This window comes from Aeribacillus sp. FSL M8-0235, from assembly GCF_038000355.1.
In the GTDB taxonomy this organism is placed as follows: Bacteria; Bacillota; Bacilli; order Bacillales; family Aeribacillaceae; genus Aeribacillus; species Aeribacillus composti.
The window spans coordinates 1852538-1866876 of record NZ_JBBOBW010000001.1; the positions used below are offsets into that span (position 1 = coordinate 1852538).

Consider the following 14339-nt stretch of genomic DNA (forward strand, 5'->3'; position numbering starts at 1 on the left):
AATTAATCGATGGTTGATTGCATTATGGGACGAAAATTCATTTATCGCCTTGGGCATCAAGCAATAGACATACGATGATGAAAAAGAAGAACATGATCGATCATTGTCGAATTAAAAAGGATAATTCACTTACTAGCGGGGTGCATATACGGCCCCCCGATTTTAACAACATCAAAGGAGTAGTATATCAATGGAAATAACGTTCAATTTTATTATCGTAATGTTTCTTATTGGCTTTATCGGTTCCTTCCTTTCCGGTATGGTTGGGATTGGCGGTTCCATTATTAAATATCCGATGCTTCTTTACCTGCCCCCGCTTTTTGGGCTTGCCGAGTTCAGCGCCCATGAAGTATCGGGAATTAGTGCCGTCCAAGTATTTTTTACGACGATTGGCGGTGTTTTAGTCTATCGGAAAGGTGGATACTTAAATAAGTCGTTAATTTTTTATATGGGGAGCAGTATTTTAATTGGAAGTTTCATTGGCGGATATGTTTCTAGGATAATGAGTGAAGGAAGCATTAATCTTGTATACGGCATTTTAGCAGCATTTGCTATTTTGATGATGTTCGTAGCAAATAAAGGGATGGATGATATTCCATTAGACATGGTGAGCTTCAATAAATGCCTGGCAGTTTCGCTTTCATTTTTGATCGGAATTGGATCTGGAATCGTCGGGGCGGCAGGAGCTTTTCTATTAGTGCCGATTATGCTTTCTGTTCTAAAAATTCCAACGAAAATGACGATTGCCTCCTCATTAGCGATCACGTTTATTTCCTCAATCGGATCGACATTTGCAAAAATCACAACGGGCCAAGTTGAATTCATTCCTGCGATAATTATGGTCATTGCAAGTTTGATTGCATCTCCTTTAGGTGCAAAAGCAGCAAAAAATGAGCACAAAAGTACTCCGCGTAATTTTAGCTGTCTTAATTTTAGCGACGGCAGCGAAAATTTGGATCGATATTTTTTAAGCCGTCAGTGAAAAAACTTCCATGTGTGATTCGAAAAAACGAATCAAGATGTATAATAATTATGGCGTATCATTTATTGGTTTTAAAGTTAGGAAAACAAAGAGAGAATATTTGGAGCTCTTACTTGGATGATAAGGATGCTATAGTGATCAAGTGTATGATGAAAACAAACATGAACTATATGCAATGATTCGCCTGATCATGCAATGGTGTTCAGCGCGCTTTCACCACAATCTAAAAACCATTTCGCTCTGCAAGTGTGTCTGAAAAGGATTTTGCCCGCATTCAATATAGCTGTCTTTCGCTTATAGAAGGAACAATGAATTTGTTTTTACGATCATCCGGATCAAAGATTCAACAGTTCATCTTTGATTGGCTGCTCTGAAAACATGTTTATAAGGTTGTGTTTGAACTGAAGCGCTGAGGAGGCTGATTGACTGTTCAAGAATCAAGTTGATTATAATTGTATGTAATTTTATTATCAGGGCTTTGCAGAAAATAAAGCAGTTTATTGCTAAAAGACTTAGATTTTGCTTTTATGGTTGGGCTTCGTGTATTATTGAATTAATAATAAAATTATTAATTACGTTTTAGGGGCTAATGATCACTGCCACGCTGTCAACAATTAGAGCTAGTCGTCAAGGTATTGTAGATTTGTTGGTTATATGCTAATCTATCCATGCAAGAGCGATCAACCTCCGTTTTAGGATTGTCGTTGTTCGTGTTTTTATTGTCTGTTAATGCAAATTTTATTCCGCAACTGTTGTTTTGAAATATAAGTATTGTCAATTGGAGGTAGCAATGGAACTTATAGAAGTGTTTAAAGCCTTGTCAAATGAAACGAGGCTGCAAATCGTACAATGGCTCAAAAATCCAGAAGCTCACTTTCCAAAACCGCAGCACGGTGATATACACGAAGATGGTGTATGTGTGAGCGATATCCATAAAAAAGTTGGACTGTCACAATCTACTGTATCCCATTATTTATCGATGCTGCAAAATGCCGGATTAATAAAGGCAAAACGTGTTGGGCAATGGACTTATTATAAAAGGGATGAAGAGAACATCAAAAAATTGAATGAATTATTATCAAGGGATTTATAGGCCTAATTTTTTAATTGTTGCTTTTGGCTTGAATCCCTTTTTATTTTGTTTTATTATATTTATAGATTCAGATATCGAGAATTATCGATTTATTATTATTTATATCGATGATTCTAGATATTTAAATAAATAAAAAATATACTTCTACAAATTTTCGGGTTTTATGAAACCGCTTTTTTTGTAATCGTTATCAATTTTTGGGCGGTTGAAATGCTTCTTCTTTGTCAAAAAGCGAAAGTATTGGAAGAAGGAGTTTTGCATATTGGTGACGACATCAGATTAGATCGTCGTTCGATAAAGTGGTCATGACAAGAATCAGTGATGTCAAACTGCTAGCATTTGAGGAGGTGAGGGCAGAAACACAAAAAATGATGCTTGTTCAAGCGAACAAAATTGAAATAGTGTCATTTGAGATCATGACAATATGAATCTGCTAGTTAAATGAAAACTATGAAAGGGAGCGAAGCAAAGATGTTGCGAGATATTGATTTACAATCTATCCAAGAAGTAAGAAATTACCTTGAGGAAGCGAAAACAGCTCAAAAAATAATGGCAAAGATGACTCAGAGCGAGATTGATCATATTGTTGAAAGCATGGTTAAAGCGGCAAGGGAAGAAGCTGAGCGATTGGCTGCTATGGCAGTAGAAGAGACTGGCTTCGGGAATGTTCCTGATAAAACAGTAAAAAATCTGTTCGCAGCGAATGATGTTTACAATTCTATCAAGGATGTGAAAACAGTCGGGATTATTCGTCGCGATGAAGAAAACCGCGTATGGGAAGTTGCTCAACCTGTAGGGATCGTTGCAGGAATTGTTCCATCTACAAATCCTACCTCAACAGTCATTTTTAAATCATTGATCGCAGTTAAAGCAGGAAATGCGATTATTTTCAGCCCTCACCCAGCTGCTGCAAAATGTACAACGGAAGCGGCAAGAATTATGCAAGAAGCAGCAGAGCGTGCCGGAGCACCAAAAGGTTTGATTTTGTGCATTACCCAACCAACATTGGCAGCAACAAACGAGCTGATGAAGCATAAATTAACTGATGTCATCCTTGCCACAGGCGGTCCTGGATTGGTAAGAGCTGCTTACAGCTCCGGAAAACCAGCATACGGAGTAGGTCCTGGAAACGTACCTGTATACATTCATGAAAGTGCCAATATCGAAAAAGCTGTTGAACTTATTATTGAAAGCAAAACTTTTGACTACGGAACAATTTGTGCTTCTGAACAAGCTCTTTTAGTGGATGAGTCGATTAAAGAGAAAGTTGTTGCAGAGATGACAAAACAAGGCGCTTATTTCTTGAATGAAGAAGAAAAACGAAAAGTAGAATCCATCATTCTCGTAAACGGTGGACTGAATGCAAAAATTGTAGGAAAGTCACCTCAAGTGATTGGTGAAATGGCAGGTATTGAAGTTCCGTCCGAGGCGAAAGTGATCGTTGCAGAAGAAACAGGAGTTGGGAAAGAATATCCATTCTCAATTGAAAAACTATCTCCAACGCTAGCATTTTATACAGTGAAAGATATGCAAGCAGCAAGCGAGCTTGCCCAAAAACTTCTTGATGCAGGCGGACTTGGTCACACAGTCGGAATTCACGCTGAAGACGAAAAAGTAATCGAAGCTTACACAATCGATAAACCAGCAGGACGTATCATTGTAAATGCCGGTACAACATTTGGCGCTATTGGCGCTACAGTGAACGTAAAACCGTCCTTGACTCTTGGCTGCGGTGCTATTGGCAACAACGTTACATCTGACAATGTTACAGTCAATCACTTGTTTAACATTAAACGTGTTGCATTTGGAGTCCGCCAAATGCCAAAAAAAGAGGAAAGTGCACAAAATGAACCTGCATTAACGAAATAACTTGACTGTCCATAAAAACTCTTTTGATAGATTAAAAGACTGTATCAAACATCTGCCATGTTCTTTGATACAGCTAAAATAATAAATTCGACACTCCGGAAGTGATAATGCGTTTACCCCCCTAAAAAAATTTCGTTGTAAGGACGATATTCAGTACAAAAATCCATGCAGGAGCATCTTTTCCTGCATGGATTTATTATTACACACATCAACTAGTAAGCTCGTGCAGTTCACTGGATCTATTTTAAAAAGTTTATTGTTAATTTAGAAATCGTAAAGTGGTAGCGGGAAAACTTCCAAAACAACACTAGATTATTGTTTGCGCTGCAAAAATAAAAAGCCAATCATTGCCATTAAAAGCATTTTATGATGTTTCGACAAGTTGTCAGAGAGCTCAACGATATCATTGTACACATCACGAAAAATATTCGTATATTCATGAGGAAAATATCCATTGTAAAAACGGGCCCACTGCCGACCTTCAGAATCAGTTAACGTAAAATCGCCAGAAAAGGCTTTAACCTTAACATGGAGAATCAGCTTATCATCAGCATCTCTCAGCTCACCTTTTATGTTGACTAGACTTTTCCAATCCTCTTGTACATACTCTCCCAGTTTTCGGCCATGTACATCCTTCACAGTTACAATCGACTTTTTCATTCCTTTTCTCTTAAAGGTAAACAGCACATTTCCTTTATTCGAAAAAACACCATATGTAATCGGAAGCGTCATGATCAATGAATCACGAAGCAGCAGGCTCATTGGGTAAAAAATAAAAGGAATACGGATTGGCTTAATCGTTCCAACAAAATGGCCGCTTTTTTCAAACAGTAGGAGACGAGGAAAAAAACCAAGATCTTTTTTTAAAACTAGATGATCCAACTCAAGGAGGGAAGCTTTTGACTCATGAATTTGAATATCTTTCACCTTGTTATATTTCATCTGGTTTGAAACTCCGGTAAAAAACAAAAAAAGACCGACAATACCTATTGAAGAAAGATTTAACCAATTTTGTAAAGAATCTGGTCGATCGATGAAAAAAACAGAAATACCAATGAGCATAACTATAGAAGATAGAGCAAATGCTGCTTTCATTCTCCGTTTATACATAGTAGCAATCATCAAATCAACTCCAGTGAAACATAGGGAAGTCTTTCTACCTCATCAACTATCAGTTTAGATTAGTAGTTTATTGTATTCAATATTTTTTACATCCTTTTAGTAAAAAAAATGGAGAAGACATCAAGATGAGGCGGCTTTGAATGTGCTCGTGCTCACCAGCCATAGCAATCCTAAGTTATTCATTAGCACAATATGCCAAATAGAGAACTGTATGATTGGGCACGTTTTTTTATTTATTTTCAAAGGTCAGAATAAAAGTTTAAATACAGGTTCTTTGAATAAAATGGGGAAAAATTTTTGCTTTTTGTATGGTATTTCCAGGAAATAGCACAGGGTTAAAAAAAGAAGTGAGGTTATCACTTTTTGAGGTGGTTGTAGGTTACATAATTTTTTTTCGTAACGTACGGATGGAAACGTCATGTTCGCCAATAATTTCGTAAACAGATTTGAAGCTTTCTTGGAGGTTTTTCATTTCTTTGTTTGTTTCCATTACAGCTTGTTTAATTGATTTTTGTTCCTGTTCAATCCGATTCAATCGCTCTTCAACATAATTTAAGCGTGTTTCTACTTGATCTAATCGCTCTCCTACTCGATCCAACCGATTTTCGACCCGATTCAATCGCTCTTCAACATGATTTAAGCGTGTTTCTACTTGATCTAATCTCTCTTCTACTCGATCCAACCGATTTTCGACCCGATTTAATCGATCATCCACCTGGTCCAATCGCGTCCCGATATAATCTAGTCGATCATGCACATTTTTAAGATCATTGTCAATAGACATCACTTTTTCTAAAATTAAGTCGAGTTTTTGTTCCATTTTTTGACTCCTTTTAAAAATCTCCTTTTCTCAATTTTATTCGAATGAAATGGTTCTGACAAGTACGGATTGGGTGCCTTGAATTGATTAAATGCAGTATCAAAAATGCCCGAGCATTAATAAAATCTGCATCTTTTAGTCGGCATGACTATGTGACGATGGATAGTGTAGAAGGGATTCATACGTAAAAAAGCTGGTAAACGTGTTGAAATTATGTTTCCGTTTTATCATTCATTGTGTGTTCGAAATATTAAAGAATAAGATAATTGTGAGAATTAAGGTATTTTTATGTAGAACAATACAAAAGTATTAAATAAGCATAAAATTGCTTTTCAAAATCAGGAATCTAAATTTTTCATCATCATCGAAATAAACCCTTTGTGTTGGGGCTGTCTAATAAGTCGATTTTCCGGCTTATAGACGCCCCTTTAATGTTTTAGAAACGTTGATATATCAATGCTTATGATGTTTCGTTTTCAATGGATTTTGACTTTCTGGACAACCCCAACACAAGAACACAATGATTGTTCAAGCCAATTAAATATTCGTCTTCATGCTGTTTCATTAGTCTTATTGATTTATTTTATTACAAATGAAAACAATCAAATGCTAAACAACTATAGGGCTGAAATGCTTTTTTTTGGCAGAAGAAGGTTTTGTGAATATATAGATAGCGATAAAAGCTAGAATTGTTAAAATAGCTACTACGAAAGCAGTTTTTTATCCTACGAACTCCCATTGATTAATGAGAAGAAGAAAGGGGGGAATAGTTGCTGTAATCCATGCTTGAATAAACGCGACCCACCCAGTAAAGATAGCAATGTTCTTTTTTTGTGCAAGCAGCAAGTAAAATAATGTCCATAGAATGGAGCACATAAGCCAAATAATACCGAATTTTATATCTTGCAGTTTAATAAAGTTTATATAGCTGTATCCTAAAGCAAGAATTGCTACCTATAGAGAGTCCCAACCTAAGACTGAAGAGTTGAAGTTTATAGATTAGAAATTCCTACATATAAATAAGTTAAATCAAAAAGAAATATGCCGGATTTCGTTAAAGATTCTCCATGAATCTTCTGTAGATGTAAAAATGAGATAAAATGGTGTGATAACCTTCATTGATCCAATAAATAAGTTAAACACTCTCGCACTTTTTTCATCGACTTTTCCCAATAGCATTAAACCATTTATAAATAATGCTGCACCAACAAACATTAGACCGACTTTATCCATGCTCTTCCCCCTAAACAGTGAAATAATTATCACTTTTCTTGTGCTGTTTCAAAGAGGATGAGATTGCCGTCCTTAATTTTTGCAATAAATTTGGTTGGGTGATCTTGATGTAATCTCTTGCTGATTTTTGCAGCTAAAGGAACTTCTATATATTTTCGAATAGCGCGTTTTAAAAATCTCGCGCCATATCGCTGATCAAATCCTTTTTTAATCAAAAATTTACGAGCAGATCCTTCGAGCTGAAGTGTGCAGTTGTATTTTTTTATTCTTCGGTTAATAGCTTGAATGTTAAGATCAAGAATATGTTCCAGCGCATCTTGTTTTAGCCACTGAAAGACAAAAATATCATCGAATCTGTTGATAAACTCAGGACTAAATCGTTTTTCTAATTGGGAAAAAACTATCGAGCGGAGAAAATCTTGTTCTGTTTTTCCAAAATTGGAAGGGCTTAAAAACCAAAGCAGTTTACGTAATCTATATTTTAAACTTTTATTTGCATAACTAATAATTTCTTTTGCCCCAATATTGCTTGTCATAAAGATCATGGCATTACGAAAATGAATAACCTTCTCTCCAGATGTCATAACGAGTATGCCGTTATCCATTACATTAAGCAGGGAATAAATCACTTGGTCATTTGCTTTCTCCAGTTCGTCAAAAAGAACAATTCCAGGTTTACTGTAGGATCCTTCAATTTTTTCCTTTTGAAATAAGGAGTTCCCCTCTTTGCTTCCTACATATCCTGGAGGTGCACCGGTTAGTGCCGCAGCATAGTGTTCCTGGGTTAGTGTATTCATGTCAATACGGCAAAAAGCCTCCGCATTTCCGTAAATAGCTTCACTAAGTACGCGAACGATTTCTGTTTTTCCAACCCCTGTAGGCCCAAGAAGTAAGGCTACATACAAAGGGCGGTTTTCTTCTGTAATATCCGTCCAAATTATATTTAACATTTCTTCTATACCTTCTAACACTTCATCTTGTCCCCAAATTTTTGAACGTATGTGTTGAATTACTTCGTTGACTTCAAAACGAAATCGGGTCACTAAGGGAGAAGAAGAATTAAAAGTTTCTGAATGGTTATCAGATGATATAGAATTTTGCTGGCGATTCTCATTTAAATCCTTTAATTTAGATGTTATAAATGTCATAGCATCATCTCCTGATTAGCGATCAGGAGGTCAAGTCCTAGAACCTGACCTCTTCTTCTTATCAAGATCATTTTCCAGTTGTTTTCTCAATTTCTTCATGAGGGATTCCTTCTATCGGACATTCCACAGTTCCCACTGTAGAGCGTGTAATCTTTTCTACATTTTCACGAGCCTTCTCTGCATCAAGCACCCAGGTGCGGTAAAAATCAAATGGACACTCTGCTAAACCGCGGCTGTCATCTCCCGATTGAATTAAACCGGTATACCCACGGTGAAGCAGTTTAAATAAGTGGTTTTGTGATTGCGAATTTTTGCGGAAATCACGGATTTGCGAAATCGACAGTTCCGCGTATTGGATTCCGTTTTCTTCTGTTCCGCATTCCCCTAATGTACGGCCATCAAAACCAACAATAGCTGAATGGCCAAAGTAAGAATAGACGCCGTCGAATCCAGATGCATTCGCAACAGCTACATACGTATTATTTGCCCATGCCATAGCCTTTGCCATAATGATTTGCTGTTCTTTTGAAGGATACATATAGCCTTGGCATCTCACAATAAGTTCAGCGCCTTTCATGGCGCAATCACGCCAAATTTCCGGATAGTTCCCATCGTCGCAGACAATTAAGCTTATTTTTATTCCTTTTGGTCCTTCTACTACATATGTTGTGTCTCCTGGATACCACGCTTCAATTGGACACCAAGGAATAATTTTTCGATATTTTTGTACAATTTCTCCTTTATTGTTCATTAAAATCAAGGTGTTATAAGGAGCTTTATTGGGATGATCTTCATGTCTTTCACCTGTTAAAGAAAATACCCCCCAAGTGTTAGCAGCACGACATGCTTGGGCAAATATTGCAGTCTCTTCTCCAGGAATGGAAGAGGCAGTATCGTACATTTCTTGTTCATCATACATAATTCCATGAGTGCTGTACTCTGGAAAAACGATTAAGTCCATACCAGGAAGTCCCTTTTTGATTCCTACAATCATGTCTGCTATTTTGCGACAGTTATCTAATACCTCATTCTTTGTGTGAAGACGAGGCATTTTGTAATTGACCACTGCTATACCAACTGTGTCATGGCTGCTTGAGATATCCCCATGTCTCATTTTTCATTACTCCTTTCTATAATTGAATGTAAAGCTGGAAACGTAGCCTATTGTTTTGTTTCCTGCTTTCTCGCTTATATCTACTGCAAGAAATATGCCAAATTTATAAATGCTTTATTTTTAGTATAGGAGGGAAAGGGAGGATTTCACTTTTGCGACATTATTATTGATGAAATATTTGAAATGTTATGAATTTTATAATAAGATTAAAGTGAAATAGGCATGTTTAATTTTTATACATTGTCGCAAATTGATACAAAAGAGGGATTTATATGAATATTTGCATCGGCTTTTTATTTTCATTAACGGGCATCACTTCCTTGACAGAAATTGGTCAATATCGAGCAGCTGTGTATGCTCTTGAAAAATTCCAAAAAGACAACAGTAAATCAAATATTACCTTTACCTTTGAAGCAAGAGACATTCGTTCCGATCCAATTGAAAGCTATAGACAAGCATTAGATATGGCGTGTTCAGGGATAAAAGTTTTTGTAGGATGCTATACGTCCGCATGCCGGAAAGCTATTTTACCTGTTCTTGAACAATACGATTGCCTTTTAATATATCCGGCGCTTTATGAAGGACAGGAGATTCATCCAAATGTTTTCTATGTTGGAGAAATTCCCAATCAACAAATCACTTCACTGCTTAAATTTACGATTGAACAATTTGGCAAAAAAGTTTACCTAATTGGAAACGATTATGTTTACCCTAGATATACGAATCAACAAATTAGAGAGATGTTATATGAATTGGACGGGAAAGTGATTGGGGAAAAATATGTTCCATTAGGGCATAAAGAGTTCTCGACTTATTTGGAAGAGATTAAACATTCTTCTTCCAATGCAATATTGTCTACGCTTGTCGGGGAAAGTATATTACCTTTTTATAAAATGTATTATGAATTAGGATTCAATCCTGAGGAAATGCCTATTATCAGCCCAATTACAACAGAGCTGGAGATACAAGCAATGGAGCCAAAATATGCAGCTGGTCATTACAGTTGTTTTAGTTATTTCCAGTCATTAGATATTCCTGAAAACGATTTACTTGTAAAAGGCATGAAAGAAAAATATGGTTTGGATACTGTTATTTCCTCGGTTATGTGCAGTACTTATATAGGGGTTCAAATAGTATTAGACGCGATATGTCATTTACAATCTACAGAAAGAAAAAAAATCACAAAATATTTATATGAGAAAGAGTTTTCATCACCGAGTGGAAAAATTAAAATAGAATCTAATCATCATGTGTCAAGAGAAATGAGGATTGGAAAAGCAAAGGAAAATGGACAGTTTGAGATTGTTTGGAGCTCGGAAAAACAAATTTTTGCTAGACCGCTTTTAACAAATACGCTTTTTGATTCTGTAGATGAAGAAGATATATGGAAAGGTTTAGTCGAAGAAATAGGGAAAGAGGTATCTGATGGAATTATCGCCGTTGACCAAAGTGATAAGATACTATACGTGAATCCCCATGCTTTTGAAATAACGAAAGCTAAATCCGGTGATCTTTTCGATGAAGCGAACCTATTGGATATTGGTTATGAAGTAATGAAAAGGAAAATGAGAATGCCGTACAACGCTTTTTTGATTTTTATAAAGAAAAGATCAGGACAAGCTATTCAGCAGTCAAATGAAAAATACCATTTTGGAAAAATAGCAACTTACAATCCGGCCTTTCAAAAAGAGCTCCGCATTGCTTCGATCTCCTCACAATTTGACGCCAATGTATTGATATTTGGGGAAACAGGAACTGGTAAAGAAGTTTTGGCAAGAACGATTCATGAGCAAAGCCCTCGCCGAAATGGACCGTTTATTGCTTTGAATGCCGGTGCTATTCCAAGAGAACTGATTGCCAGTGAGTTATTTGGATATGTGGAAGGAGCATTTACTGGTTCAAAAAAGGGTGGAAGCGTTGGGAAGTTTGAAGCTGCCAACGGGGGCACATTGTTTCTTGATGAAATTGGAGAGATGCCATTAGAATTGCAAGTAAGCCTTCTTAGAGTGTTGGAGGAGCGAAAAGTCGTTCGCATAGGTGACTATAAAGAACGTCCAGTTAATGTAAGGGTCATTGCTGCAACAAACCGCAATCTAAAAGAGGAGATTGCTTACCAAGGTTCTTTCCGTTCCGACCTGTATTATCGATTAAATGTATTTACTATTCAGATTCCTCCGCTTAGACACCGATTAGAAGATATCCCTTATTTATCTGCACAATTTTTGCGCCAGTTTCATCAGTATTATGGAAAAGGACCACTAGAGTTATCTGATTCCGCATTGCAAATGCTTCAGTCCTATTATTGGCCAGGAAACATTCGTGAACTGAAAAACGTGATGGAAAGGGCATTTCTTTTAGCAATTCATGAGACGAAAATCTGTCCTATGCACTTGCCTGAAGACTTCCAAAGCTCCAGTACAATAAAACAATCTCATGTAGTTGGCAATCTAAAGTCTTTGGAAAAACAAATGATCGAGCAAGTTCTCCAAGAAACAAAAAATATGACGGAAGCAGCACAAATTCTTGGCATTACGAGAAGCACGTTATATCGAAAAATGAATAAATGGAACATCCGAAAAAAACGTTCAAAGGAGCAATAATAGTTGTTTCGCATCCTTTTCAGAAAAAAAAAGCCCGTAATTAAATCGGATCTCTTTTGATTTTCTTTTTTTTCACTATTACAAAAGTAAATACGCTGTATTTTCATAGAAAAAATCCCCAAAAAGAATGATCAATCATTCAAGACAGAAAGGTGTACGCATTTTTATGTAATAAAAATTAACATGAAATTTGTTTTCTAGCTAAAATTCATTGTTTTCAAACGTTTAAAAAACTCAAAAATAATGTTATAATTATGTTATGTTATTTTTAATTACATTTAAATGAAATTATTTATAACAAATTAAAATTAGATCGTACTCTTAGTCATTTCCCAGCTTTAAAAAGCAGACTAATAAAATATAAACAGCATTATTTTGACGGCAATAGTGATTTATCTGCATGGAAAAATTTCTAATTAGAGTTAGTAAATATAGGAATGAATCTTTATGAGTCATTTCCTATTTAAAATAATAAATTGAATTAAAAGAACAGGAGGAGTCTGATAATGGGAAGTATTGGAAGTATGACGAAGCCACCAGAAGGGTTTTTAGCAGCTTTAATTCAATATCCGGTTCCAGTAGTGGAATCCAGAAAAGATATTGAAAAACAAATTGAACAAATTGTTCGAACAGTTCATTCCACAAAAGCGGGATATCCCGGATTAGAGTTAATCGTATTCCCTGAATATAGTACACAAGGTTTAAACACAAAAAAATGGACTACTGATGAATTTTTATGTACAATACCTGGTCCAGAAACAGATGCGTTTGCGCAAGCATGTAAAGAAGCTCAAGTATATGGGGTATTTTCAATTATGGAAAAAAATCCAGATGGAGGACTGCCATACAATACAGCCATTATCATCGATCCGCAAGGCGAGATTATTCTTAAGTATCGTAAATTAAATCCTTGGGTTCCTATTGAACCATGGCAGCCAGGGGATTTAGGTATGCCAGTTTGTGATGGACCAGGCGGAAGCAAATTGGCAGTATGCATTTGTCATGATGGCATGTTCCCTGAAATTGCTCGAGAAGCTGCTTATAAAGGAGCTAATGTTTTAATTAGAATTTCGGGATACAGTACACAAGTAAATGAACAATGGATTTTAACAAATCGTTCAAATGCATGGCATAATTTAATGTATACATTATCGGTAAATCTAGCCGGTTACGATGGGGTATTTTATTATTTCGGAGAAGGCCAAATTTGTAATTTTGATGGAACGACATTGGTTCAAGGACACAGAAATCCTTGGGAAATCGTTACGGCTGAAATATATCCGAAACTGGCAGATCAAGCACGTTTGAATTGGGGGCTTGAAAACAATATATTTAATTTGGGAACGAGAGGTTATGTAGCTGTTCCAGGAGGTGTTAAAGAAAATCCTTATACATTTATCAAAGACTTGGCTGAAGGCAAATATAAGTTGCCATGGGAAGACGACATAAAAATTAAAGATGGCTCAATTTATGGATATAAGAAAAATGAAGTCATTCAAGCTAAATAACGGTAAAAGTAAAGAGGGTGCCCCAAAAGTTGAATATCGGGCACCCCTTTCTTTTGAAACGTAAGCGTCAAATACTCAGCACCTTCTAGTTGTGAATGTTACATGAGATAATCTCCATAGAAAAAATGCTGGAGGTTATGCTATGAATGATGCTGACAAAAGAATAGAATGGAAATCCAGGTATGATGCTTGGAAAACAAGTGGATTGAGTGCTTCTGAGTGGTCTCGCATCAATGATGTAAATATACATCAGATGTACTACTGGATTCGAAAGTTTCGAGAGGAAGAAATTTCTACGAACGAGCATCAATCAAAATGGTTGACGGTGGATGTCCAAGAAATCTCCTCCCATCATACGGGTCAGGAATCTGTCCTTATTCATTACGGTGCACTGTCCATCGAAGTACGTCCAGGCACCGATTTGAATCTACTTTCCGATGTAGTGCGTGTGATTCAAAATCGATGATATCTAACGCAAATTTTGAACGAGTGTACCTTGCACGTGGAAGCACCGATCTCCGGAAATCGATTGATGGTCTCGCAGTCATCGTCAAAGAATGCTTCGATTTGGATCCATTTTCCCCTTGTTTATTTGTTTTCTGTAATCGGAAAAGGGATAAACTTAAAATTCTACAGTGGGATAATAATGGGTTTTGGCTCCATTATAGAAGATTAGAAAGAGGAACTTTCAACTGGCCATCTGAACAAGAAGGAGTGCCGATGGATATCAGTCCTCGTCAGCTACGCTGGTTATTAGATGGCTTATCCATCGAACAAAAACAAGCCCATCCCACAGTGAAAGCACGCACGATTCTATGAAATTAAAAAACTTGAGAATCCGACTGGTCAA

The 14339-nt window shown here is 36.5% G+C and carries 10 protein-coding genes and 2 pseudogenes; 7 read left to right on the forward strand and 5 right to left on the reverse strand.

From position 1 onward, the window contains the following. The first annotated feature begins 190 nt into the window (after positions 1-190). The 3 genes and pseudogenes from NSQ71_RS08910 to NSQ71_RS08920 all read left to right on the forward strand — a co-directional run bounded on the left by NSQ71_RS08910 (position 191) and on the right by NSQ71_RS08920 (position 3944). Positions 191-971 (forward strand): annotated as a pseudogene (locus tag NSQ71_RS08910) (sulfite exporter TauE/SafE family protein). Positions 972-1772: 801 nt separating this feature from the next. Next, positions 1773-2075, forward strand: a complete 303-nt coding sequence (locus tag NSQ71_RS08915) for an ArsR/SmtB family transcription factor (protein WP_094245798.1) — start codon at positions 1773-1775, stop codon at positions 2073-2075. A gap of 471 nt (positions 2076-2546) precedes the next feature. Further along, complete coding sequence (locus NSQ71_RS08920; RefSeq protein WP_082829333.1) at positions 2547-3944, forward strand: acetaldehyde dehydrogenase (acetylating); 1398 nt, start codon at positions 2547-2549, stop codon at positions 3942-3944. A gap of 312 nt (positions 3945-4256) precedes the next feature. Here the strand turns inward: NSQ71_RS08920 and NSQ71_RS08925 are convergent, their stop codons facing one another. The 5 genes and pseudogenes from NSQ71_RS08925 to NSQ71_RS08945 all read right to left on the reverse strand — a co-directional run bounded on the left by NSQ71_RS08925 (position 4257) and on the right by NSQ71_RS08945 (position 9381). Continuing rightward, positions 4257-5066 (reverse strand): hypothetical protein, encoded by an 810-nt coding sequence (locus tag NSQ71_RS08925; protein WP_144598010.1) that lies wholly within the window; start codon positions 5064-5066, stop codon positions 4257-4259. Positions 5067-5445: 379 nt separating this feature from the next. Beyond that, positions 5446-5886, reverse strand: a complete 441-nt coding sequence (locus NSQ71_RS08930) for a hypothetical protein (protein WP_158640187.1) — start codon at positions 5884-5886, stop codon at positions 5446-5448. 720 nt (positions 5887-6606) lie between these two features. Then, positions 6607-7119: pseudogene (locus NSQ71_RS08935) on the reverse strand (AmiS/UreI family transporter). Positions 7120-7148: 29 nt separating this feature from the next. Further along, positions 7149-8267 carry an AAA family ATPase gene (locus NSQ71_RS08940; RefSeq protein ID WP_340733702.1) on the reverse strand — a complete coding sequence of 373 codons (1119 nt, stop codon included), beginning with the start codon at positions 8265-8267 and terminating at the stop codon, positions 7149-7151. Positions 8268-8334: 67 nt separating this feature from the next. Continuing rightward, the gene (locus NSQ71_RS08945) at positions 8335-9381 is read right to left on the reverse strand and encodes an aliphatic amidase (protein WP_063389505.1); all 1047 of its coding nucleotides are present in this window, start codon (positions 9379-9381) and stop codon (positions 8335-8337) included. Between the two features lie 272 nt (positions 9382-9653). On the opposite strand from NSQ71_RS08945, the gene NSQ71_RS08950 reads away from it, so the two are divergent. From NSQ71_RS08950 to tnpB, 4 genes are all read left to right on the forward strand, one after another. Continuing rightward, positions 9654-11981, forward strand: coding sequence for a transporter substrate-binding protein (locus NSQ71_RS08950; RefSeq protein WP_340733704.1), 2328 nt, complete (start codon positions 9654-9656; stop codon positions 11979-11981). A 506-nt stretch (positions 11982-12487) separates the two neighbouring features. Beyond that, entirely contained in the window at positions 12488-13489 is a 1002-nt protein-coding gene (locus NSQ71_RS08955; RefSeq protein ID WP_327848778.1) for a formamidase, read from the forward strand. Between the two features lie 142 nt (positions 13490-13631). Continuing rightward, complete coding sequence (gene tnpA, locus NSQ71_RS08960) at positions 13632-13955, forward strand: IS66 family insertion sequence element accessory protein TnpA (protein ID WP_063389610.1); 324 nt, start codon at positions 13632-13634, stop codon at positions 13953-13955. Continuing rightward, positions 13952-14308: an IS66 family insertion sequence element accessory protein TnpB gene (tnpB, locus tag NSQ71_RS08965; RefSeq protein ID WP_063389611.1), complete on the forward strand. Its 357-nt coding sequence runs from the start codon at positions 13952-13954 to the stop codon at positions 14306-14308. Before tnpA ends, tnpB begins: the two co-directional genes overlap by 4 nt. Positions 14309-14339: the final 31 nt, after the last annotated feature.